17 protein-coding genes and 1 pseudogene are annotated in these 22,763 nt (G+C 66.1%); 13 read left to right on the top strand and 5 right to left on the bottom strand.

Translation table 11 applies throughout. The annotated features are described in order from the left end of the window. Window positions 1-240 precede the first annotated feature (240 nt). The 6 genes from ACZ899_RS10070 to prpD all read left to right on the top strand — a co-directional run bounded on the left by ACZ899_RS10070 (window position 241) and on the right by prpD (window position 8,780). Complete coding sequence (locus ACZ899_RS10070) at window positions 241-957, top strand: GntR family transcriptional regulator (protein WP_203647361.1); 717 nt, start codon at window positions 241-243, stop codon at window positions 955-957. Next, on the top strand, window positions 954-1,844 hold the full coding sequence (prpB, locus tag ACZ899_RS10065; RefSeq protein ID WP_232855879.1) for a methylisocitrate lyase: 891 nt from the start codon (window positions 954-956) through the stop codon (window positions 1,842-1,844). The genes ACZ899_RS10070 and prpB overlap by 4 nt, the downstream gene beginning before the upstream one ends. Before the next feature lie 114 nt (window positions 1,845-1,958). Further along, window positions 1,959-3,086 carry a bifunctional 2-methylcitrate synthase/citrate synthase gene (gene prpC / locus ACZ899_RS10060; protein ID WP_234562714.1) on the top strand — a complete coding sequence of 376 codons (1,128 nt, stop codon included), beginning with the start codon at window positions 1,959-1,961 and terminating at the stop codon, window positions 3,084-3,086. Window positions 3,087-3,251: 165 nt separating this feature from the next. Beyond that, on the top strand, window positions 3,252-5,840 hold the full coding sequence (gene acnD / locus ACZ899_RS10055) for a Fe/S-dependent 2-methylisocitrate dehydratase AcnD (RefSeq protein WP_234562715.1): 2,589 nt from the start codon (window positions 3,252-3,254) through the stop codon (window positions 5,838-5,840). A 132-nt stretch (window positions 5,841-5,972) separates the two neighbouring features. Further along, entirely contained in the window at window positions 5,973-7,163 is a 1,191-nt protein-coding gene (gene prpF / locus ACZ899_RS10050) for a 2-methylaconitate cis-trans isomerase PrpF (RefSeq protein ID WP_234562716.1), read from the top strand. A gap of 132 nt (window positions 7,164-7,295) precedes the next feature. After that, the gene (gene prpD, locus ACZ899_RS10045) at window positions 7,296-8,780 is read left to right on the top strand and encodes a 2-methylcitrate dehydratase (RefSeq protein ID WP_234562717.1); all 1,485 of its coding nucleotides are present in this window, start codon (window positions 7,296-7,298) and stop codon (window positions 8,778-8,780) included. A gap of 143 nt (window positions 8,781-8,923) precedes the next feature. Here prpD and acnB read toward each other — a convergent pair whose 3' ends face one another. Next, the gene (gene acnB, locus ACZ899_RS10040; protein ID WP_203652677.1) at window positions 8,924-11,533 is read right to left on the bottom strand and encodes a bifunctional aconitate hydratase 2/2-methylisocitrate dehydratase; all 2,610 of its coding nucleotides are present in this window, start codon (window positions 11,531-11,533) and stop codon (window positions 8,924-8,926) included. A 408-nt stretch (window positions 11,534-11,941) separates the two neighbouring features. Here acnB and ACZ899_RS10035 point away from each other — a divergent pair, with 408 nt between their 5' ends. Then, on the top strand, window positions 11,942-12,421 hold the full coding sequence (locus ACZ899_RS10035) for a DUF1289 domain-containing protein (RefSeq protein ID WP_203647356.1): 480 nt from the start codon (window positions 11,942-11,944) through the stop codon (window positions 12,419-12,421). An 89-nt stretch (window positions 12,422-12,510) separates the two neighbouring features. Here the strand turns inward: ACZ899_RS10035 and queD are convergent, their stop codons facing one another. Next, entirely contained in the window at window positions 12,511-12,867 is a 357-nt protein-coding gene (queD, locus tag ACZ899_RS10030; RefSeq protein ID WP_011533154.1) for a 6-carboxytetrahydropterin synthase QueD, read from the bottom strand. Window positions 12,868-12,920: 53 nt separating this feature from the next. Beyond that, the gene (locus ACZ899_RS10025) at window positions 12,921-14,000 is read right to left on the bottom strand and encodes a patatin-like phospholipase family protein (protein WP_234562620.1); all 1,080 of its coding nucleotides are present in this window, start codon (window positions 13,998-14,000) and stop codon (window positions 12,921-12,923) included. A 326-nt stretch (window positions 14,001-14,326) separates the two neighbouring features. On the opposite strand from ACZ899_RS10025, the gene ACZ899_RS10020 reads away from it, so the two are divergent. From ACZ899_RS10020 to ACZ899_RS10000, 5 genes are all read left to right on the top strand, one after another. Further along, window positions 14,327-14,632, top strand: coding sequence for a PepSY domain-containing protein (locus tag ACZ899_RS10020; protein WP_234562621.1), 306 nt, complete (start codon window positions 14,327-14,329; stop codon window positions 14,630-14,632). Further along, a complete protein-coding gene (locus ACZ899_RS10015; protein ID WP_203647354.1) occupies window positions 14,632-14,946 on the top strand; it encodes a PepSY domain-containing protein in 315 nt (104 codons plus the stop codon). The genes ACZ899_RS10020 and ACZ899_RS10015 overlap by 1 nt, the downstream gene beginning before the upstream one ends. Beyond that, window positions 14,947-15,615, top strand: coding sequence for a response regulator transcription factor (locus ACZ899_RS10010; protein WP_234562622.1), 669 nt, complete (start codon window positions 14,947-14,949; stop codon window positions 15,613-15,615). After that, window positions 15,612-16,931, top strand: coding sequence for a sensor histidine kinase (locus tag ACZ899_RS10005; protein ID WP_234562623.1), 1,320 nt, complete (start codon window positions 15,612-15,614; stop codon window positions 16,929-16,931). The genes ACZ899_RS10010 and ACZ899_RS10005 overlap by 4 nt, the downstream gene beginning before the upstream one ends. Before the next feature lie 371 nt (window positions 16,932-17,302). Further along, entirely contained in the window at window positions 17,303-18,460 is a 1,158-nt protein-coding gene (locus tag ACZ899_RS10000; RefSeq protein ID WP_234562624.1) for an HPP family protein, read from the top strand. On the opposite strand, the gene ACZ899_RS09995 is transcribed toward ACZ899_RS10000, so the two are convergent. Beyond that, window positions 18,434-19,300: a LysR family transcriptional regulator gene (locus ACZ899_RS09995; protein ID WP_234562625.1), complete on the bottom strand. Its 867-nt coding sequence runs from the start codon at window positions 19,298-19,300 to the stop codon at window positions 18,434-18,436. The genes ACZ899_RS10000 and ACZ899_RS09995 overlap by 27 nt on opposite strands. A gap of 61 nt (window positions 19,301-19,361) precedes the next feature. Further along, on the bottom strand, window positions 19,362-20,645 hold the full coding sequence (locus tag ACZ899_RS09990; protein ID WP_234562626.1) for a leucine-rich repeat-containing protein kinase family protein: 1,284 nt from the start codon (window positions 20,643-20,645) through the stop codon (window positions 19,362-19,364). A gap of 153 nt (window positions 20,646-20,798) precedes the next feature. On the opposite strand from ACZ899_RS09990, the pseudogene ACZ899_RS09985 reads away from it, so the two are divergent. Continuing rightward, window positions 20,799-22,689: pseudogene (locus ACZ899_RS09985) on the top strand (propionyl-CoA synthetase). Window positions 22,690-22,763 lie beyond the last annotated feature (74 nt).

Raw genomic sequence — 22,763 nt, 5'->3', positions numbered from 1 at the left:
CAAGCGTCCTCATTGATCTGTCAACAACATGAAATGATGACAGACACACTATCCATGCTCCCGAAGGAGCGCGGCATTCTATCACGCCGGTGTGTTGACGCCAGCGCGCCCGCGATCTGACCGCATCAGCGCGGGGTAAGTTCGTTATTAGACGATTGTCGACAATATTCTTTTTGTCTTTGACTCCGCTTCTCTATTTGGCTAGTTTTGGCGTCACTGATTTTGAAGGTGTCGACAATCATGCTGGACACAGCCCCGGCCACCACGCTGCCCCACGACGAGACCGAGACCCTCTCGGAGCACGTCTTCCGGCGCATCCAGGCCGCCATCGTCAAGGGCGAGATCGCCCCTGGCAGCAAGATCTCCGAGCCGGAGCTGGCGCGCACCTACGGCATCAGCCGCGGCCCGCTGCGCGAGGCGATTCACCGCCTGGAGGGCCAGCGCCTGCTGGTGCGCGTGCCCCATGTCGGCGCCCGGGTGGTGTCGCTCAGCCATGCCGAGCTGATCGAACTGTACGAAATCCGCGAATCCCTTGAAGGCATGGCCTGCCGACTGGCCGCCGAGCGCATGAGCCAGGCGGCCATCGACGAGCTGCGCCACGTGCTCGACACCCACGAGCGCGACGCCGCGTTCCAGGCCGGGCAGGGCTACTACCAGCAGGAAGGCGACTACGACTTCCACTACCGGATCATCCAGGGCAGCGGCAACCAGACCCTCTACAAGATGCTCTGCGGCGAGCTGTACCAGCTGGTGCGCATGTACCGCATCCAGTTCTCCAGCACGCCCAACCGTCCGCGCCAGGCCTTCGCCGAGCACCACCGCATCCTCGATGCCATCGAAGCTCGCGACGGCGAACTGGCAGAACTCCTGATGCGTCGCCACATCGGCGCATCCAAACGCAATATCGAGCGCCACTACCAAGGTGCCGACAACAATAGCCCACGAGGTGAGTCATGACAGTGAAGAGCACGCCCGGCCAGCGTTTCCGTGACGCGGTCGCCGCCGAACATCCGCTGCAGGTGGTCGGGACCATCAACGCCAACCACGCCTTGCTGGCCAAGCGCGCCGGTTTCAAGGCCATCTACCTGTCCGGCGGCGGTGTCGCCGCCGGCTCCCTGGGCCTGCCGGACCTGGGCATCAGCGGCCTGGACGACGTGCTCACCGACGTACGGCGCATCACCGACGTCTGCGACCTGCCGCTGCTGGTGGATGTCGACACCGGTTTCGGCGCCTCGGCCTTCAACGTCGCCCGCACCGTCAAGTCTATGAGCAAGTTCGGCGCTGCCGCCATTCATATCGAGGACCAGGTCGGCGCCAAGCGTTGCGGCCACCGCCCGAACAAGGAGATCGTCTCGCAGCAGGAGATGGTCGACCGCATCAAGGCCGCCGTCGACGCCCGTACTGACGACAGCTTCGTGATCATGGCGCGCACCGACGCGCTGGCAGTGGAGGGCCTGAACGCCGCCCTGGACCGGGCCGCCGCCTGCGTCGAGGCCGGCGCCGACATGATCTTCCCGGAAGCCATCACCGAGCTTTCGATGTACAAGACCTTCGCCGACCGGGTGAAGGCGCCGATCCTGGCCAACATCACTGAATTCGGCGCCACGCCGCTGTACACCACCGAGGAACTGGCCTCGGTCGACGTGTCGCTGGTGCTGTACCCGCTGTCGGCCTTCCGCGCCATGAACAAGGCGGCCGAGAACGTCTACACCGCGCTGCGCCGCGACGGCACCCAGAAAAACGTGATCGACACCATGCAGACCCGCATGGAGCTCTACGATGCCATCGGCTACCACGCCTTCGAGCAGAGCCTCGATGCGTTGTTTGCCCAGAAGAAAGGGTAAGCGAACACCTGTAGCGGCTTCGTGGGAGCGGGCTTGCCCCGCGATAGGGCCGGTACAAGTCACCAGGATTAGCCAGCAAGACTTCGATAACAAATTCAAGAAAGGAGAAACACCATGGCCGAAGCAAAAGTACTCAGTGGCGCGGGCCTGCGTGGCCAGGTGGCGGGCCAGACCGCGCTGTCGACCGTCGGCCAGGCCGGCGCCGGCCTGACCTACCGCGGCTATGACGTGCGCGACCTGGCCGCCGGCGCCGAGTTCGAGGAAGTCGCCTACCTGCTGCTGTACGGCGAGCTGCCGAGCAAGACCGAGCTTGCCGACTACAAACGCAAGCTCAAGGGCCTGCGCGACCTGCCGCAAGCGCTGAAGGAAGTCCTCGAGCGTATCCCGCGCGATGCCCACCCGATGGACGTGATGCGCACCGGCTGCTCGGTGCTCGGCACCCTGGAACCGGAGCTGACCTTCGACGCCCAGCGCGAGAAGACCGACCGCCTGCTGGCGCTGTTCCCGGCGGTGATGTGCTATTGGTACCGCTTCACCCACCACGGCGTGCGCATCGACTGCACCAGCGACGAGGACACCCTCGGCGGCCACTTCCTGCACCTGCTGCACGGCAAGAAACCGAGCGCGCTGCACGTCAAGGTGATGAACGTCTCGCTGATCCTCTACGCCGAGCACGAGTTCAACGCCTCGACCTTCACCGCCCGGGTCTGCGCCTCGACCCTGTCCGACCTGTACTCCTGCGTTACCGCCGCCATCGGCTCGCTGCGCGGCCCGCTGCACGGCGGCGCCAACGAGGCGGCGATGGAACTGATCGAGCGCTTCCAGACCCCGCAGGAGGCCACCGCCGAGCTGCTGCGCATGCTCGAGCGCAAGGACAAGATCATGGGCTTCGGCCACGCCATCTACAAAGAGTCCGATCCGCGCAACGAGGTGATCAAGGGCTGGGCCAAGCAGCTTGCCGACGAAGTCGGTGACACCGTGCTGTACCCGGTTTCCGAAGCCATCGACAAGACCATGTGGGAACAGAAGCGCCTGTTCCCCAACGCCGATTTCTACCATGCCTCGGCGTACCACTTCATGGGCATCCCGACCAAGCTGTTCACCCCGATCTTCGTCTGCTCGCGCCTGACCGGCTGGGCCGCGCACGTGTTCGAACAGCGCGCCAACAACCGCATCATCCGCCCGAGCGCCGAGTATGTCGGCGTCGAGCAGCGCCAGTTCGTGCCGATCGAGCAGCGTTGAGCTGAAGCCGCTGGGGCTGCCTTGCAGCCCTTTCGCGGCACAAGGCCGCTCCTACAGGGGGCGGCGCAACATCTGTAGGAGCGGCCTTGTGCCGCGAAAGGGGCGCGCAGCGCCCCCCGTGGCCTGACCTGCAGTCCGCATACCGTGACCGAGCCCGATAACGATATGAACACCGCATTCCGCAAGAACCTGCCAGGCACCGCCCTGGACTACTTCGACGCCCGTGCCGCGGTCGAGGCGATCAAGCCCGGCGCCTACGACGGCTTGCCATATACCTCCCGCGTACTGGCCGAAAACCTGGTGCGTCGCTGCGATCCGGCCACCCTCGACGCATCGCTCGAGCAACTGATCGAGCGCAAGCGCGACCTCGATTTCCCCTGGTTCCCGGCCCGCGTGGTGTGCCACGACATCCTTGGCCAGACCGCCCTGGTCGACCTCGCCGGGCTGCGCGACGCCATCGCCGACAAAGGCGGCGACCCGGCCGCGGTCAATCCGGTGGTGCCGGTGCAACTGATCGTCGACCATTCGCTGGCTGTGGAATGCGGTGGCTTCGACCCGCAGGCGTTCGACAAGAACCGCGCCATCGAGGATCGCCGTAATGAAGACCGTTTCCACTTCATCAACTGGACCAAGCAGGCGTTCAAGAACGTCGACGTGATCCAGCCGGGCAACGGCATCATGCACCAGATCAACCTGGAGAAGATGTCGCCGGTGATCCACAACGATCACGGCGTGGCCTACCCGGACACCTGCGTCGGCACCGACAGCCACACCCCGCACGTGGATGCCCTGGGTGTGATCGCCATCGGCGTCGGCGGCCTGGAGGCCGAGAACGTGATGCTCGGCCGCGCCTCGTGGATGCGCCTGCCGGAGATCGTCGGCGTCGAGTTGACCGGTCGCCTGGCGCCGAACATCACCGCCACCGACCTGGTGCTGGCGCTCACCGAGTTCCTGCGCAAGCAGAAGGTGGTCGGCGCCTACCTGGAGTTCCACGGTGCCGGCGCCAGCGCGCTGACCCTGGGCGACCGCGCCACCATCTCCAACATGGCCCCGGAATACGGCGCCACCGCGGCGATGTTCGCCATCGACCAGCAGACCATCGACTACCTCAAGCTCACCGGCCGCGATGACCAGCAGGTGCAGCTGGTGGAGACCTACGCCAAGGCCACCGGCCTGTGGGCCGACAGCCTGGCCAAGGCCGAGTACGAACGTACCCTGAGCTTCGACCTGTCGAGCGTGGTGCGCAACATGGCCGGCCCGTCCAACCCGCACGCCCGGGTGGCCACCAGCGACCTGGCGGCCAAGGGCATCGCCGGCCAGTGGGAAGAAGTGCCGGGGCAGATGCCGGATGGCGCAGTGATCATCGCCGCCATCACCAGCTGCACCAACACCAGCAACCCGCGCAACGTGATCGCCGCCGGCCTGCTGGCGCGCAACGCCAACAAGCTCGGCCTGGTCCGCAAGCCATGGGTCAAGTCGTCGCTGGCGCCGGGCTCCAAGGCCGTGCAGCTGTACCTCAAGGAAGCAGGGCTGGAGCAGGAACTGGAGCAACTGGGCTTTGGTATCGTCGCCTTCGCCTGCACCACCTGCAACGGCATGTCCGGCGCGCTGGACCCGGTGATCCAGCAGGAGATCATCGACCGCGACCTGTACGCCACCGCCGTGCTGTCGGGCAACCGCAACTTCGACGGGCGCATCCACCCGTACGCCAAGCAGGCGTTCCTGGCTTCGCCGCCGTTGGTGGTGGCCTATGCCATCGCCGGCACCATCCGCTTCGATATCGAGAAGGATGTGCTGGGCGTGGTCGACGGCAAGGAGATTCGTCTGAAGGATATCTGGCCGAGCGATGAAGAGATCGACGCCGTGGTGCGCGCCTCGGTCAAGCCCGAGCAGTTCCGCCAGGTGTACATCCCGATGTTCACCATCGAGGAGGACAAGGGGCCGAAGGTCGCGCCGCTGTATGAGTGGCGCCCGATGAGCACCTACATCCGTCGCCCGCCGTACTGGGAAGGCGCCCTGGCCGGTGAGCGCACCCTGCGCGGCATGCGCCCGCTGGCGGTGCTGCCGGACAACATCACCACCGATCACCTGTCGCCGTCCAATGCGATCATGCTCGACAGCGCCGCGGGTGAGTACCTGGCGAAGATGGGCCTGCCAGAGGAGGACTTCAACTCCTATGCCACCCACCGCGGTGACCACCTGACCGCCCAGCGTGCCACTTTCGCCAACCCCAAGCTGTTCAACGAGATGGTGCGCAAGGACGACGGCAGTGTGAAGCAGGGTTCGCTGGCGCGTATCGAGCCGGAAGGCAAGGTGACCCGCATGTGGGAGGCCATCGAGACCTACATGCAGCGCAAGCAGCCACTGATCATCGTTGCCGGTGCCGACTACGGCCAGGGCTCGTCCCGTGACTGGGCGGCCAAGGGCGTGCGCCTGGCTGGTGTCGAGGCCATCGTCGCCGAAGGCTTCGAGCGTATCCACCGCACCAACCTGGTGGGCATGGGCGTGCTGCCGCTGGAGTTCAAGCCGGGCACCGACCGCAAGACCCTGGGCCTGGATGGCAGCGAGACGTACGACGTGCTCGGCGAGCGCACGCCGCGGGCGACGCTGACCCTGGTGGTGACGCGACGCAACGGCGAGCGTGTCGAGGTGCCGGTGACCTGCCGCCTGGATACCGCCGAAGAGGTGTCGATCTACGAGGCGGGTGGCGTGTTGCAGCGCTTTGCCCAGGACTTCCTGGAAGGCGCCGCGTAATACACATCAGCACATAGGTCTCGTGGGAGCGGGCTTGCCCCGCGATGGCATTCGCAGGCTCAACGCTGTCGGCAGGCCTGGCTTCATCGCGGGGCAAGCCCGCTCCCACGAACGAGAGAGGAACATCGGAACATGGCCCACGTACCCCAAGTAAAAATCCCCGCCACCTACCTCCGTGGCGGCACCAGCAAAGGCGTGTTCTTCCGCCTCCAGGACCTGCCCGAGCAGGCGCAGATTCCTGGCCCGGCCCGTGACGCCCTGCTGCTGCGGGTGATCGGCAGCCCCGACCCGTACGGCAAGCAGATCGACGGCATGGGCGGCGCCACCTCCAGCACCAGCAAGACGGTGATCCTGTCGAAGAGCATCAAGGCCGACCACGACGTCGACTACCTGTTCGGCCAGGTCTCGATCGACAAGGCCTTCGTCGACTGGAGCGGCAACTGCGGCAACCTGTCCGCCGCGGTCGGCTCGTTCGCCATCAGCGGCGGGCTGGTCGATGCCAGCCGCATCCCGCGCAATGGCATCGCCACCGTGCGGATCTGGCAGGCCAACATCGGCAAGACCATCATCGCCCATGTGCCGATCACCGAAGACGAGGTGCAGGAAACCGGCGATTTCGAGCTCGACGGCGTGACCTTCCCGGCCGCCGAGGTGCAGCTGGAGTTCCTCGATCCGGCCGCCGACGAGGATGGTGACGGCGGGGCGATGTTCCCCACCGGCAACCTGGTCGACGACCTCGAGGTGCCGGGCGTCGGCACCTTCAAGGCGACCCTGATCAACGCCGGCATCCCGACCATCTTCGTCAACGCCGCCGATATCGGCTATACCGGTACCGAGCTGCAGGACGCGATCAACAGCGATGCCGCAGCATTGCAGCGTTTCGAGACCATTCGTGCCCATGGCGCGGTGCGCATGGGGCTGATAGAGCACATCGACCAGGCCGCTGGGCGCCAGCACACGCCGAAGGTGGCGTTCGTCGCGGCGCCGACCGGCTATACCTCCTCCAGTGGCAAGGTTGTCGCCGCCGAGGACGTCGACCTGCTGGTGCGCGCGCTGTCGATGGGCAAGCTGCACCACGCGATGATGGGTACCGCGGCAGTCGCCATCGGCACCGCCGCGGCGATCCCGGGTACGTTGGTCAACCTTGCCGCCGGTGGCGGCGAACGAAGTGCCGTGCGTTTCGGTCATCCGTCCGGGACGTTGCGGGTCGGGGCCGAGGCGCGTCGAGTGGACGGGCAATGGACCGTGACCAAGGCAATCATGAGCCGAAGTGCTCGGGTGCTGATGGAGGGCTGGGTGCGCGTGCCCGGTGATAGCTTCTAAACGCACCATCAGCGCTCGGCTTTTCTGGCCCATCGCGGGGCAAGCCCGCTCCCACGCAAAATATACGGTTGGCGTGGGAGCGGGCTTGCCCCGCGATGGGCTGCAAAGCAGCCCTTTTTCAAGGAGCCACGAATGAGCGCAAACGTAGACCTCAACACCCGCCCCGACTACGACCAAGTCCTGCAGACCCTCGCCGACTACGTGCTCGGCTACCGAGTCGATTCCCCCGAAGCCCTGGACACCGCCCGCCATTGCCTGATGGACACCCTGGGCTGCGGCCTGCTGGCCCTGCGCTTCCCCGAATGCACCAAGCACCTCGGCCCGCTGGTCGAGGGCACCATCGTTCCACATGGCGCCCGCGTGCCTGGCACCAGCTACCGCCTCGACCCGGTCAAGGCCGCCTGGGACATCGGCTGCATCGTCCGCTGGCTGGACTACAACGACACCTGGTTGGCGGCGGAGTGGGGCCACCCCTCGGACAACCTCGGCGGCATCCTGGCGGTCACCGATCACCTGTCGCAGAAGCGCGTGGCCAATGGCGAGGCGCCCCTGGTCATGCGCGAGGTGCTCGATGCCATGGTCATGGCCCACGAGATCCAGGGCGTGCTGGCGCTGGAGAACTCGTTCAACCGGGTCGGTCTGGACCATGTGCTGCTGGTCAAGGTCGCCTCCACGGCGGTCTGCGCCAAGCTGATGGGCGCCAATCGCGAGCAACTGCTGTCGGCGCTGTCACACGCCTTCGTCGACGGCCAGGCCCTGCGCACCTACCGCCATGCGCCCAATGCCGGCTCGCGCAAGTCATGGGCGGCGGGGGATGCCTCCAGCCGCGGCGTGCGTCTGGCCGATATCGCCCTGCGCGGCGAGATGGGCGTGCCCGGCGCGCTGACCGCCAGGCAGTGGGGCTTCTACGATGTGTCGTTCAGCCACACCAACAAGGACCTGGCGCTCAAGCCCGAGCCGCTGCGTGAACTGCGCCTGCCGCAGCCGTTGGGCAGCTACGTGATGGAAAATGTGCTGTTCAAGATCAGTTTCCCCGCCGAGTTCCACGCCCAGACCGCCTGCGAAGCCGCGGTGACCCTGCATCCGCAAGTGCGCAACCGCCTGCACGAGATCGACCGGATCGTCATCACCACCCATGAGTCGGCAATCCGCATCATTTCCAAGGAGGGCCCGCTGGCCAACGCCGCAGACCGTGACCACTGCCTGCAGTACATGACCGCCGTGCCGCTGATCTTCGGCGAGCTGGTGGCCGAGCACTACGAGGATGCCTTCCATGCCGCGCACCCGAGCATCGACCGACTGCGCGAGAAGATGGTGATCGTCGAGGAGCCGCGTTTCAGCCGCGAGTACCTGGAGGCCGACAAGCGCTCCATCGCCAATGGCGTGCAGGTGTTCTTCAAGGACGGTTCGCACACCCCCCAGGTGGTGGTGGAGTACCCGATCGGGCATCGGCGTCGGCGGGAGGAGGGGATGCCGTTGCTCGAGGCCAAGTTCCGCGAGAACCTGGCGACGCGGTTTGCGCGGCAGCGCTGTGAGGCGATCCTGGACGTGTGCAAGGATCAGCAGGCGCTGGAGGCCATGCCGGTGCACCGGTTTGTCGATCTGTTCATAATCTGATGACAATCGCGGGGCAAGCCCGCTCCCACGCGTGGAGATCAATACTGGCGTGGGAGCGGGCTTGCCCCGCGACAGGGTCGTAAATCCAACAAAAAAACCCCGGTATCGCTACCGGGGTCTTCTTCTACAGCGTACTGCTCAGCTTACGCCTGAACCACCGGGATCTTGGCGTTGGCCGCCGCTTCGCGGAACTCGGCGATCTGGTCGAAGCTCAGGTAGCGGTAAACGTCGGCAGCCATGCTGTCGATGTCTTTCGCGTACTGCATGTACTCTTCGACGGTCGGCAGCTTGCCGATGATCGAAGCAACTGCAGCCAGCTCGGCCGAGGCCAGGTACACGTTGGTGGCGTCGCCCAGACGGTTCGGGAAGTTACGGGTCGAAGTGGAGACCACGGTGGAACCGGTCTGCACACGTGCCTGGTTACCCATGCACAGCGAGCAGCCTGGCATTTCCATGCGCGCGCCAGCCTTGCCGTAGATGCCGTAGTAGCCTTCTTCGGTCAGCTGGTGGGCGTCCATCTTGGTTGGCGGGGCCAGCCACAGACGGGTCGGGATACCGCCCTTGACCTTGTCCAGCAGCTTGCCGGCGGCGCGGAAGTGACCGATGTTGGTCATGCACGAACCGATGAACACTTCGTCGATCTTCTCGCCCTGTACCGAGGACAGCAGGCGGGCATCGTCCGGGTCGTTCGGCGCGCAGAGCACAGGCTCCTTGACGTCGGCCAGGTCGATCTCGATGATCTCGGCGTATTCGGCATCGGCGTCGGCCGACAGCAGCTCAGGCTTGGCCAGCCAGGCTTCCATGGCCTGGGCGCGGCGCTCCAGGGTGCGGGCATCGCCGTAGCCTTCGCCGATCATCCAGCGCAGCAGGGTGATGTTGGACTGCAGGTACTCGGCGATGGCCTTCTCTGGCAGCTTGATGGTGCAACCGGCGGCGGAACGTTCGGCCGAGGCGTCGGACAGCTCGAAGGCTTGCTCGACGGTCAGGTCGTTCAGGCCTTCGATCTCCAGGATGCGGCCGGAGAAGGCGTTCTTCTTGCCTTTCTTCTCGACGGTCAGCAGGCCCTTCTGGATGGCGTAGTAAGGGATGGCATGGACCAGGTCACGCAGGGTGATGCCAGGCTGCAGCTTGCCCTTGAAGCGAACCAGGATCGACTCCGGCATGTCCAGCGGCATGACGCCGGTAGCGGCGGCGAAGGCCACGAGGCCGGATCCGGCCGGGAACGAGATGCCGATCGGGAAGCGGGTGTGCGAGTCGCCACCGGTGCCGACGGTGTCAGGCATCAGCATGCGGTTCAGCCAGCTGTGGATGATGCCGTCGCCCGGGCGCAGCGACACGCCGCCACGGGTGCGGATGAAGTCTGGCAGGGTGTGGTGGGTGGTGACGTCGATCGGCTTCGGATAGGCCGCGGTGTGGCAGAACGACTGCATCACCAGGTCGGCGGAGAAGCCCAGGCACGCCAGGTCTTTCAGCTCGTCGCGGGTCATCGGGCCCGTGGTGTCCTGGGAACCGACGGTGGTCATCTTCGGCTCGCAGTAGGCACCTGGACGCACGCCCTGGCCTTCCGGCAGGCCGCAGGCACGGCCGACCATCTTCTGCGCCAGGGTGAAGCCCTTGGTCGAAGCGGCTGGCTGCTCGGGTTTCTTGAACAGGTCGGAAGCCCCCAGGCCGAGTTCGGCACGGGCTTTCTCGGTCAGGCCACGGCCAACGATCAGCGGAATACGGCCGCCGGCGCGGACTTCGTCGAGCAGTACTTCGGTCTTCAGCTCGAAGCTGGTGACCAGTTCGTCGCTGCCATGACGGCGTACTTCACCTTTGAACGGGTAGACGTCGATGACATCGCCCATGCCCAGGTTGGTGCAGTCGAATTCGATCGGCAGGGCGCCGGCGTCTTCCATGGTGTTGTAGAAGATCGGGGCGATCTTGGTGCCGAAGCAGAAACCACCGGCGCGCTTGTTCGGAACAAACGGGATGTCGTCGCCGAAGAACCACAGCACCGAGTTGGTGGCGGACTTACGCGAGGAGCCGGTACCGACCACGTCACCGACGTAGGCAACCGGGAAGCCCTTGGCCTTGACCGCTTCGATCTGGGCCAGCGGGCCGACCGAACCTGGCTGCGAAGGCTCGATGCCGTCGCGGGCCATCTTCAGCATGGCCAGGGCGTGCAGCGGGATGTCAGGGCGCGACCAGGCATCTGGGGCAGGGGACAGGTCGTCGGTGTTGGTTTCGCCAGGCACCTTGAACACGGTCAGGGTGTATTTGTCGGCGATTGCCGGACGGCTGGTGAACCACTCACCGGCAGCCCAGGACTCCAGCACGGCCTTGGCGTGGGCGTTGCCCGCCTTGGCTTTTTCGGCCACATCGTGGAAGGCATCGAACATCAGCAGGGTGTGCTTGAGCTGTTCGGCCGCGACGGCGCCCAGTTCGGCGTCGTCCAGCAGCGCGACCAGCGTTTCGATGTTGTAGCCGCCCTGCATGGTGCCGAGCAGCTCGGTGGCGTGCTTGCGGTCGATCAGCGGGGACTTGGTTTCACCCTTGGCGACGGCGGAGAGGAAAGCGGCCTTGACGTAGGCGGCTTCGTCGACTCCTGGCGGAACGCGGTTGGTGATCAGGTCTACGAGGAAGGCTTCTTCGCCGGCCGGCGGGTTTTTCAGCAGCTCGACCAGGCCTGCAGTTTGTTCGGCGTTCAGCGGCTGGGGCACGATACCCAGAGCGGCACGCTCTTCGATGTGTTTGCGGTAGGCTTCAAGCACAGTTATTACCCTCATCAGTGGTCCCTAAAGGGAGTCCGGGACGCTCATCCAGCATTCCATGCACCCATGCGCTCAAGACGGCTTTTTGAGCCGGCAAGCCAGGGTCGCAGAGAATCCTTACAGAAGCTGCTTTCAAAGTTTTACGCCTGTAGAACGGAAGGCTGATGAGGGGTTGGCCATGGCCATGCGCGCTTGCATGGACAGGGCCAACGCCGTTCTACCGGATGAACTGTGCTCGTGACGCTTTGAAAACAGCTTCCAACGGACATTGTTGCCTTGAAAAGGCGGAGTGATTCTACGGCAAAAATAAGCCGAAGGTAAGGCGGCGAAGATGACTTTAACGGGTGACCCTGGTTAGACAAAGGGCTAACATGAACCGGTGTTCCACCGCCAAGCCGTTGTTTCTACATGTCCAACCAATCCATCAAGACCCCTTGCGTCGGCCTGTGCTCCACGGTCTACGGCGACCTGGTGTGCCGCGGCTGCAAGCGCTTTCACCACGAAGTGATCCACTGGAACGGCTACGACGACGAGCAGAAGCGCGCCGTGTGGCTGCGCCTGGAGCAACTGCTGGTGCAGGTGATGATGGCCAAGCTGGAAGTGTTCGACAAAGAGCTGCTGCGCCAGCAGCTGGAGCAGCGCTCGATCCGTTTCGTGGCGCAGCAGTCGGAGTATTGCTGGGCGTATCAGCTGATCGCCCGTGGGGCGCGGATGATTCGTGATCTGGAGGCGTACGGGATGGCGCTGCTGCCGGAGTTCCGCGACTGGGACCTGCCGCAGTTGCGCGATGCCATCGACCGGGAATTCTTCCTGTTGTCGGAGGCGCATTACCAGCGCTATATCGCGCCGAGCTTTCTGCGTGATGCCCTGGATCGCGGGCAGGACTGAAGCTCTGGGGTGATAGTGCTGGCCTTTTCGCGGGTAAATCGCAGCGGCGGTTCGCCGCTGCGATTTACCCGCGAAAAGGCCGGTGCAGATCAGTCCCCGGTGTACTCGCACCCGCTGGTGCAGGTCTCATGGATGCGCACCTTCGACAACTCCGGCAGCAGCGGCTTGACCTGCTCCCAGATCCACTTGGCGATCACTTCGCTGGTGGGGTTTTCCAGGCCGGGAATATCGTTCAGGTAGTTGTGGTCCAGTTGCTCGTAGATCGGCTTGAAGATCGCCTTGATCTCGGAGAAGTCGCGGATCCAGCCGGTGTGCGGATCGAGCGGGCCGGTCAGGTGCAGGGCGACCTTGAACGAGTGGCCATGCAGGCGACCACACTTGTGGCCGGCAGGGACGTTGGGCAGGCGGTGAGCCGATTCGAAGGTAAATTCCTTAAAGATTTCCACGCTGGCATAACTCTGTGTGAATCAACGATGCGCGCAGTCTACCAGCATGCCCGCTACAAGGCTTGCAACCGATCCTGCAACCGCCCGGTGGCGATCAGCTCCAACAGCTCGTCGCCCAGGCGCCGGCTTTCGGCCATGGCCTGGTACCAGTAGCGCCTGCGGCCCGGCGCATCGCCCATGAAGCGCTTGAAGTCGTTGCGGTCCGGCAGCTTGCCGTAGGGCAGGGCGGCCAGGTACTGCGGCGACGGGGTCATCAGCAGCACGTTCTGCAGGCGCGTGGCGTCGCCCTTGCGCCAGGGCAGGGCCTTGTCGAACCAGCCGGGCACCACCTTGTCGGTGAAGTGCGGGTAGAGCACCAGGTCGTCGCCCAGGTAGGGCAGGTCCAGGTGATAGTCGAGCAGGCCGCCGTCGCGGTAGGTGCCGGCGCCGGCGCCGGGGATGTCGCGCACGCCTTCCATGACCATGGGGATCGAGCCCGAGGCGAGCAGGGCGTGGCGCAGGTTGGCCAGGTCCAGCGGCAGGCTGCGCGACGGGAAGTCGGTCAGTGGCTCCAGCGGCGGTGTGGCGCGTTGGTCGTGGAGGATGACCCGCTCGAAATGCCGGCCCAGGCGCGAGCGCCCCAGCAGGTTGCTGGCAATCACCGAGGACAGGCCCATGCCCAGGCGGCCGCGGTGGTCGTGGGCGAGTTGGCCATGGCTCTTCACCACCAGGATGTTCAGGCGGTAGTGCGGGTTGGCCAGGACCTGCCCGTCGCGGCCTTGCAGCAGGTCGTCGAGCATGCGCTGGCAGCTCTGGCTGATCGCTTTCGGCGTCACGCCCTTGGCGAAGTCCTGCTCGGTGTACAGCTCGCCCAGGCGGCGGATGCCGGCGACCGGGTCGTCGAGGCAGGCGCTGGCGAAGCGCCAGGCACCGATCGAGGCGCCGATCAGCGCACGCTGGCGCGGCGCGCTGGGCAGCCATTCACCGAACAACGCCAGGTCCAGGCCCTGGATCCCCAGCGGCTTGGGGCCGCCGGCGGCGCCCGGCAGCACACCGACATCTTCGGCCCGCAGGCCGCGCTCGCGGATCTGCCGCAGGGCACGCTGGCCGGCCTTGAAGGTCAGGGCGGGGTACTTGATGTGGATGGCGCTCATGGCGGGGTCTCGGGTGGGGCAGGCGGGCAGTATAGAGGTTTTGCCGGTACTGTCGCGGTGCCTGTGGGAGCGGGTTTACCCGCGAACACCGGCGCAGCCGGTGCCATCCACCGCGCTGGATTCTTCGCGGGTAAACCCGCTCCCACAGGGGCACAGTTGCCTGAGCGATCACCTGCTGGGATTGCGAACTGTCTGAAGAGCCGCGCGCATGTGTGTGGCACTGGGAGCTGCGCTATCATGCGGCCAGCTGTTTTCAGGTTGAGTTAAGGACCGGTGGTTAATCTTAACCCCGTAGACAAATTACATATCTCGCTGGAGAGAACCTCATGAAAACTTTGACTGCCCTTGTTACTGCCGCTGCCCTGACGTTTGGCGCCAGCGTTGCCCTGGCCGATGTGCCGGCTCACGAGATCAGTGGCCTGGAAAAGGCCGGTACCGTTCAGTCGCTGCAAAAAATCGCAGACATCGCCAAGGCCAAGCACCCGGGCGCCACCATCACCGATTCCGAGCTGGAAAACACCTATGGCCGCTACGTGCTCAAGGTCGAGCTGCGTGATGCGCAGAACGCCGAGTGGGACGTGGACGTCGATGCCAAGACTGGTGAAGTGCTGCGGGACGCCCGGGACAACTGATGGGCGATCTACCGCGAACGACGCGCTATCTTGCCTTCGCATTGATGACCGTCTGCTCGCTGGCCGCCGCGCGCGACCTGGATCAGGATGAAGCCCTGGCCCTTCGGCAAAAGGGCATCATCCTGCCGCTGGAGCAACTGCTCGAGTCCGCCCTGGGGCGTTACCCCGGGGCGCGGCTGCTGGAGGCGGAGCTGGAAGAGAAGCACGAGCGCTACGAGTACGAGGTCGAACTACTGACCCCGGCCGGCGTGGTGCGCGAGATCAAGCTCGACGCCCGCACCGGCGAGTTGCTCAAAGACGAGGAAGACGACTGAATGCGCCTGCTGCTTGTCGAGGACAATGTCCCCCTGGCCGACGAACTGACCGCCGCCCTGCACCGCCAGGGCTACGCCGTGGACTGGCTGGCCGATGGCCGCGACGCGGTGTACCAGGGCCAGAGCGAACCCTACGACCTGATCATCCTCGACCTCGGCCTGCCCGGCCTGCCGGGGCTCGAGGTGCTGGCGCAGTGGCGCGCGGCCGGCCTGGCCACCCCGGTGCTGATCCTTACCGCCCGCGGCTCCTGGGCCGAGCGGATCGAGGGGCTCAAGGCCGGCGCCGACGATTACCTGAGCAAGCCCTTCCACCCCGAGGAGCTGCAACTGCGTATCCAGGCCTTGCTGCGCCGGGCCAAGGGGCTGGCCAACCAGCCGAAGCTGGAAGCGGCCGGCTTGCACCTGGACGAATCGCGCCAGTGCGTGAGCCGCGAGGGTATCGATGTCCAGCTCACCGCGGCCGAGTTCCGCCTGCTGCGCTACTTCATGCTGCACCCGGGGCAGGTGCTGTCCAAGAGCCACCTGGCCGAGCACCTGTATGACGGTGAAACCGAGCGCGACTCCAACGTGCTGGAAGTGCACGTCAACCACCTGCGGCGCAAGCTCGGCCGCAGCGTGATCGAGACCCGTCGCGGCCAGGGCTACGTATACGCCGGGAGCGCCGCGTGAAGTCGATCCAGGCGCGCCTGAGCCTGGGCCTGGTGGCGGTACTGGTGGTGGTGGGGCTGGCCCTGGCGCAGTTGACCCTGTGGCTGTTCGAGGCCGGTCTGCAGCGCTACCTGGAAGCGGGCCTGCGCAAGGAGAGCGAGAACCTGCTGGTGGCGCTGGTGCGCGGCCCGTCCGGCTTGCAACTGGACGAGCGACGGCTGTCGGCGGCCTACCAGCAGCCGTTCTCGGGCTACTACTTCCGCATCGATTTCGACCAGGGTACCTGGCGCTCGCGTTCGCTGTGGGACCTGGACATGCCCAAGCCCGGCAAGCCCGGGCTGGATGACGGCCACGAGCTGGGGCCCGAGGGCCAGCAACTGCTGGCCTATCGTGGTGATTACAGGCGCCTGGGGCAGGACATCTCGATCAGCGTGGCGCAGGACTATTCGCCAGTGCGCGAGGGCTTCCGGCACATGCAGCAGATCGGCCTGGGCCTGGGCCTGGTGGCGTTGCTGCTGGTGCTGGTGCTGCAGCGCATCACCGTGACCCGCTCGCTGCGCCCGCTGGAACGGGCGCGTCAGCAGATCGCCCAGCTGCAGCAGGGCCAGCGTTCGCAACTGGACGCCGAGGTCCCCAGCGAGCTGCAACCCTTGGTGGACCAGATCAACCATCTGCTGGCCCATACCGAGGACAGCCTGCGGCGCTCGCGCAATGCCCTGGGCAACCTCGGTCATGCCTTGAAGACACCCTTGGCGGTGCTGCTCAGCCTGGCCGCCAGCGAGCGCCTGCAGGCGCTGCCGGAGGTGCGTGCGCAGATGCGCGAGCAACTGGAGCAGATACAGCAGCGCCTGGCCCGCGAGCTCAATCGCGCACGCCTGGCCGGTGACGCGCTGCCGGGCGCGCAGTTCGACTGTGATGCCGAGTTGCCAGGGCTGCTGGCGACCCTGGGCATGATCCATGGCGAAGGCCTGCTGCTTGAGCGCGATGTACCGTCCGGCCTGTTGCTGCCCTGGGACCGCGAGGACCTGCTGGAACTGCTCGGCAACCTGCTGGACAACGCCTGCAAATGGGCCGACAGCGAGGTGCGCCTGGGCATCGCGCCGACCGCCGAGGGTTACCGGCTGTGGGTGGACGACGATGGTCCGGGCATCCCTGAGGCGCAGCGCCTGCAGGTGCTCGAGCGCGGCTCGCGGCTGGACGAGCAGGTCGATGGCCATGGCCTGGGGCTGGGTATCGTGCGCGATATCGTCGAGGCCTGGGGCGGGCGCATCGCGCTGCTGGAAAGCCCACAGGGCGGGCTGCGGGTCAGCATTGACCTGCCGCGCAAGGGGCGTTGATCGGCGTACACACCCCTGTAGGAGCGGCCTTGTGTCGCGAAAGGGGCGCGTAGCGGCCCCAGGATCTTTACATCATGCAAAACTGCCGGGGCTGCTGCGCAGCCCTTTCGCGACGCAAGGCCGCTCCTACAGGGATGGCGTATGGCCTGAAGAAAGGCGGATCAACCCTGCAAAAAAATTGCAGTTCAGCCGCAGTTTTTTGAATTGGCCCGCCATTGCCCACACCCGGCACAATGCCTCCCCACGAAACCCTGCGGTTTCCATCTCTCCATGGACGGAGCCCCTTGCGCCACTGCATTGCGCAACACAGGGCCCAGGCCGGTCGCGCTGGGCTTTCTTTTTCCGCACAAGAACACGATCCGAATACCTCGATGTCTGCCTCGCGTCCCCAATCCCGCTTTCAGCGCCTGCTTCCGGCGCCCCTGAACATTCCCAAGAAAGAGTGGCTGCGCGCCGGCGTCGGCGCGCTGCTGGGCCTGTTTCTCGCCGGCTATCTGTGCAGCCTGGCCTACGGCCCATCCATCGCCCTGCACCTGCTCGGCCCGCTGGCGGCCTCGGCGGTACTGGTATTCGCCGTGCACTCCGGGCCCCTGGCCCAGCCCTGGCCGGTGCTGGGAAGCTACGCCTTGGCCGGCGTGGTGGGCTTGGCCATGCGTCACGGTTTCGGTGATGGCCTGTGGGTCGCGGCGGCGGCGCTGGGTATCGCGATCCTGGCGATGTGCCTGCTGCGCTGTCTGCACCCGCCCGGTGGCGGCGTGGCAGTGAGCGCGGTACTGGCCGATCCGGGCCTGGTGGCCATGGGCGACCACCTGCTCGAACCGGTGCTGCTCAATGCGCTGGTGCTGGTGGGCGTGGCGGTGCTGTACAACCGCCTGACCGGGGTGCGTTACCCGAAGGGCGCGGTGCCGCGCAAGGACCCGCACCATACTCACGATCCCCTGCCGGGCGAGCGGGTCGGTATCCGGGGCGAAGACCTGGACCAGGCCCTGGCAGAGATCGGCGAGTTCGTCGACGTCACCCGCGACGAGCTGGAGCGCATCATCCTGGCCACCGAGCAGCATGCCTTGCAGCGCAGCCTGGGCGGTATCACCGCGCGCTCGGTGATGTCCCGCGACGTGCAGGCCGCCACGCCGGCCACCACCCTGGAGCAGGCCTGGCAGATGCTCGCCAGCCACCACCTGAAGACCCTGCCGGTGCTCGAGGAAGGGCGACTGGTCGGCATCGTCAGCCTCAGCGACCTGGTCGGCCCCGCCATGGCCCGCGGGCGTTTCAGCTGGCGTGGCCTGTTCCGTCGCCAGACCGTGCGCCTGGAGCAGGTGATGAGTCGCCGGGTGGTCAGTGTCGACGGCGCGCAGCCCCTGGAACGCTTGCTGCCGTTGCTCAGTGAACAAGGCTTGCACTGTCTGCCGGTGCTCGACGGCGAGCGCCTGGTGGGAGTGATCACCCAGACCGACCTGATCGCCGGCCTCAAGCGACACCTGCTCAGCGCCGCCGCGCCGGGCTCAGATCACCGGGTCCCAGCGCTGTGACCAGTCGCTTTCGCCAGCGGCCACCAGCCGACGCAACACGCTGAAGGCCTGCTGCAAAGCCTCGCTGTCGCGTTCGCGGGCGTGTACCAGGAAGGTCGGGTAGGTAAATTCCGGCGCCTGGGGCACGCGCTCGAACACGCCGCTCTGCAGGTAGGCCTGCACCACCCGCGTGCGGAAATAGCCGCTGCCGCCGCGGTCGAGGATGAACTGCAGGGCCAGCGGCCCGAGGTTGAAGCTCAGGGCCGGGCGTGACAGGTCGGGCAGGGCGGCGTCGTGCTGGCGGCGGAACGCCTCGCCCCAGTCGATGTAGACATACGGTTCGGGCGCATCGACCCGACGCACGCGGATCAGCTTCTCTTCCATCAACTGCTCGACCTGCAGGCCCGGGCCATAGGTTGGCTGATAGACCAGCGCGGCGTCGAGCAGGCCCATCTCTACCTTGCGCAGCAGCGATTCGCCGTCGCTGACCTCGCTGCGGATGGCGTGGCCGGGCAGCTCCCGGTGCAGGGCGCTGACCCAGTCGAGCAGCATCGGGTTGCCCAGGCTCACTTCGGCGCCCACGTGCAGCACCTGCTGGCAGCCCTGGGGCAGCGGCAGGTCGCGGCGCGCCGCTTCCCAGGTCTGCACCAGCTGGTTGGCATAGCTGACGAACGCCTCGCCGTCGCTGGTGAGGCTGGCGCCATTGCGGCTGCGCACGAACAGCTGGCAGCCCAGTTGCTGCTCCAGGCGCTGGACCCGGGCGCTGATCGCGGTCTGTGACACGAACAGGCGCTCAGCGGCGGCAACCAGGCTGCCGCAGCGGACGATTTCCAGGAAGGTGCGGGCCTGATCGATGTCCATGGGGCGCTTCTGTGGCTGAAGGGGTGCCCTATTCTAGAGGCTTTGCACCGTTGTGGGGCGCTTAACCGGGTAATTGCGCCACCAGGCTGGCGAAGGACGGGCGTGCCATTACATCGGCCTGTTGGCAGCGCAGCGCCAGTGCCTGCAACGCGTGCTCCTGCTCGGCGCACTGCTGCAGCAGTTCCTCCAGGAGGATGCCGAAGGCGCGCACCTCCAGGCGTTCGAGGGCCTGGGCCCCGCCATCCTGCGGATGGAACGAGGCGGCGCCGAAGTCACCCAGCAGGCACTGGCCATCGTCGTCGAACAGGATGTTGTGGGCATAGAGATCGCCATGGCTCAAGCCACGCTCATGCAGGTGGGCGCAGACCGAGGCGATGCCGCCGGTCAGGCGGCGCAGGGCGGGCAAGGTCAGGCGGCGGTTGTCCGGGTAGCGGTCGCGGGTGCAGCTTTCGAGGCTGGGCGGACCGGCCAGGTTCGACCAGTGCGCGTCGATCAGTTGCATCACCAGGGCCGGCAGTTGTTGCGGGTGGTCGTCGATGCGTCCGGCCAGGCGCACCAGCTGAGGGTGGTCACCGGCGGCAATGCAGGCGCTCATTTCTGCCAGTGGCGAGCCATCGCTGGTGATCGCGCCCTTGTACAGCTTGACCGCCACCGGGGCATCCTGGTCGCGCAGGCGGGCACGGTGAATCACTCCGGAGGCGCCACGGCCGAGTTCTTCTTCAAGGTCGATGTCCTGCCAATGCAGCACCGGGCAGTGCCCGTCCGTGGCGGGGGCGACCAGGCCCGGCGGCAGCGGGTTGTCGGCATACGCCAGCCAGGCCAGGCGTGGCATGCGCAGCAACCAGTCGGGCAGGGCTTGCAGGCGGTTGCTGGCGACGCGCATCAGCTCCAGTCGCTCGCAGCGCGCCAGGCTTTGCGGCAGGGCGCGCAGGCAATTGCCGGCGAGCATCAGTTTCTGCAGCTGAGCACAGTCGCCCAGGGCTTCGGGCAGTTGTTCCAGCGCGTTGTCGGTGAGCACCAGCGAACGCAGCGCGGGTGGCAGCGCCTGGGCGTCGACCCGGGTGATGCGGTTGCTCCTGAAACCTGCGGTCTCGAGTGCCTGGCAACGGCCGATGGCGTGGGGCAGGTGGGTAAACCGGTTATTGGAGCAGAACAGCACCTTGAGCCGGGTCAGGCGGTGCAGGTCTGCGGGCAGGTCACTCAGCCTGTTGCCGGTGAGGTCGAGTACCTCGAGGCTGTCGGCCAGGTCGAAGATCTCCCGGGGGAAATCGGTCAGCTCCTGGCAGAGGTTCAGGCGGGTGATGCCGCGCAGGCGGCCGGCGCGCAGGTCGTCGAGGGTATGCATGGGACTGTTCTGTGTTCGGGGGCGAGCATTGTAAGCGCTCGGGTGCGGCAAATCTGCATATGGGTTGCGACTTAAGTCCGATGGCGGCGCCGTCACCCCGGTCCATACTCAAGGTTCGCCCTTCAATAACAACAAGTACCGGGTTGCGAACCAATGACCTATCAGCACAGCTACGCCCATTCCATTTCCGATCCCGCCGACTTCTGGCAGGCCCAGGGCCGAGCAGCTGGCCTGGCAGCGCAAGCCGACCCAGATCCTGCAGCAGAACACCGACGGCACCCACCGCTGGTTCGCCGACGGCCGCCTCAACAGCTGCCACCTGGCCCTCGACCACCAGATCGAGCAGGGCCGCGGCGAACAACTGGCGCTGATCTACGATTCGCCCGTGACCGGCGTACAGCAGGCCTTCACTTATAACCAGCTACGTGACGAAGTCGCGCGCCTGGCCGGCTTGTTGCGCTCATTGGGCGTGGGCAAGGGCGACGGGGTGATCATCTATATGCCGATGGTGCCCCAGGCGGCCATGGCCATGCTCGCCTGCGCCCGCATCGGCGCGGTGCATTCGGTGGTGTTCGGCGGCTTTGCCGCCAACGAACTGGCCCTGCGCATCGACGATGCCCGGCCGGCGCTGCTGCTCACGGCCTCGTGCGGGATGGAGTTCGACCGGGTGATCGAATACAAGCCCCTGGTCGACCGCGCCCTGCAGCTGGCCCGTCATCAGCCGCGGCATGTGCTGGTGCTGCAACGCCCGCAGGTGCGCGCCGAGTTGCAGGCCGGGCGCGACCTGGACTGGCAGCATGCGCTGGTCGGCGCCGAGCCGGTGGCACCGGTGGCGCTGGACGCGGGTGACCCGCTGTACATCATGTACACCTCCGGCACCACCGGCAAACCCAAGGGCATCGTGCGCGAGAACGGCGGCAACGCGGTCGCCCTGTGCTACGCCATGCGCCATGTCTACGGCATGCAGGCGGGCGATGTGTGGTGGGGCATTTCCGATGTGGGCTGGGTGGTCGGCCATTCGCTGATTGTCTACGGGCCGCTGATGAGCGGCTGCACCACGGTGTTCTACGAGGGCAAGCCGATCCGCACCCCGGATGCCTCGGCCTACTGGCGGGTGGTGGAGCAGTACAAGGTCAACGGCTTGTTCTGCGCGCCCACCGCCATGCGCGCGATCCGCAAGGAAGACCCGGACGGTGAGCTGATCCGCCGCCACGACCTGGGCTCGCTGCGCCAGCTGTTCCTGGCCGGGGAGAAGCTCGACTCCAGTACTCATGAATGGCTCGAGCGGGTCAGCGGCAAGGCGGTGCATGACCACTGGTGGCAGACCGAGACCGGCTGGCCGGTGACCGCGCCCTGTGTTGGCCTTGAAGGCAGCGCGGCGCGGCCGGGGTCGAGCAACCGCGCGGTGCCGGGCTACCACGTGCAAGTGCTGGACGACGACGGCAAGCCGTTGGGCCCCAACCAGCAGGGCGCCATCGTCATCACCCTGCCGTTGCCGCCGGGCTGCAGCCAGACGCTGTGGGGCGATCACGAGCGCTACCTGCAGGCCTACCTGCACAGCTATCCGGGCTATTACCACACCGGCGACGGCGGCTATCTCGACGAGGACGGCTTCGTCTACATCATGGGGCGCACCGATGACGTGATCAACGTCTCCGGGCATCGGTTGTCGACCGGTGAAATGGAGGACCTGGTGGCGCGTCATCCGGCGGTGGCCGAATGCGCGGTGATCGGCGTGCACGACGAGATCAAGGGCCAGGTGCCGTTGGCGCTGGTGGTGCTCAAGGACGGCCAGGGCATTGGCGAGGCGCAGTTGCAGGGCGAGCTGGTGGCCAGCGTGCGGGAACAGATTGGTGCGCTGGCATGCTTCAACCGGGTGCGCCTGGTCAAGCGCCTGCCCAAGACCCGCTCGGGCAAGATCCTGCGGGCGGTGCTGCGCAAGATTGCCGATGGGCAGGATTACGTGCCGCCCTCGACACTGGATGATCCGGCGGTGCTGGGCGAGATTGAAGGGGTGCTGGCGGACCTGCCCAGGGCAGGTTGAAGTCATCGCGGGGCAAGCCCGCTCCCACAGAAGTGGTGCCGATCTTGAGAGCTGCGCGGACCCTGTGGGAGCGG

The sequence above is a fragment of the Pseudomonas sp. TE31087 genome, from assembly GCF_057284075.1.
This window is presented reverse-complemented; position numbering and strand designations above follow the sequence as displayed.

Bases quoted from the DNA above. Each gene is read 5' to 3' on its own strand.
- ACZ899_RS10070 (WP_203647361.1), top strand. From the start codon at position 241: ATGCTGGACACAGCCCCGGCCACCACGCTGCCCCACGACGAGACCGAG.
- prpB (WP_232855879.1), top strand. From the start codon at position 954: ATGACAGTGAAGAGCACGCCCGGCCAGCGTTTCCGTGACGCGGTCGCC.
- prpC (WP_234562714.1), top strand. From the start codon at position 1,959: ATGGCCGAAGCAAAAGTACTCAGTGGCGCGGGCCTGCGTGGCCAGGTG.
- acnD (WP_234562715.1), top strand. From the start codon at position 3,252: ATGAACACCGCATTCCGCAAGAACCTGCCAGGCACCGCCCTGGACTAC.
- prpF (WP_234562716.1), top strand. From the start codon at position 5,973: ATGGCCCACGTACCCCAAGTAAAAATCCCCGCCACCTACCTCCGTGGC.
- prpD (WP_234562717.1), top strand. From the start codon at position 7,296: ATGAGCGCAAACGTAGACCTCAACACCCGCCCCGACTACGACCAAGTC.
- ACZ899_RS10035 (WP_203647356.1), top strand. From the start codon at position 11,942: ATGTCCAACCAATCCATCAAGACCCCTTGCGTCGGCCTGTGCTCCACG.
- ACZ899_RS10025 (WP_234562620.1), bottom strand. From the start codon at position 14,000: ATGAGCGCCATCCACATCAAGTACCCCGCCCTGACCTTCAAGGCCGGC.
- ACZ899_RS10020 (WP_234562621.1), top strand. From the start codon at position 14,327: ATGAAAACTTTGACTGCCCTTGTTACTGCCGCTGCCCTGACGTTTGGC.
- ACZ899_RS10015 (WP_203647354.1), top strand. From the start codon at position 14,632: ATGGGCGATCTACCGCGAACGACGCGCTATCTTGCCTTCGCATTGATG.
- ACZ899_RS10010 (WP_234562622.1), top strand. From the start codon at position 14,947: ATGCGCCTGCTGCTTGTCGAGGACAATGTCCCCCTGGCCGACGAACTG.
- ACZ899_RS10000 (WP_234562624.1), top strand. From the start codon at position 17,303: ATGTCTGCCTCGCGTCCCCAATCCCGCTTTCAGCGCCTGCTTCCGGCG.
- ACZ899_RS09995 (WP_234562625.1), bottom strand. From the start codon at position 19,300: ATGGACATCGATCAGGCCCGCACCTTCCTGGAAATCGTCCGCTGCGGC.
- ACZ899_RS09990 (WP_234562626.1), bottom strand. From the start codon at position 20,645: ATGCATACCCTCGACGACCTGCGCGCCGGCCGCCTGCGCGGCATCACC.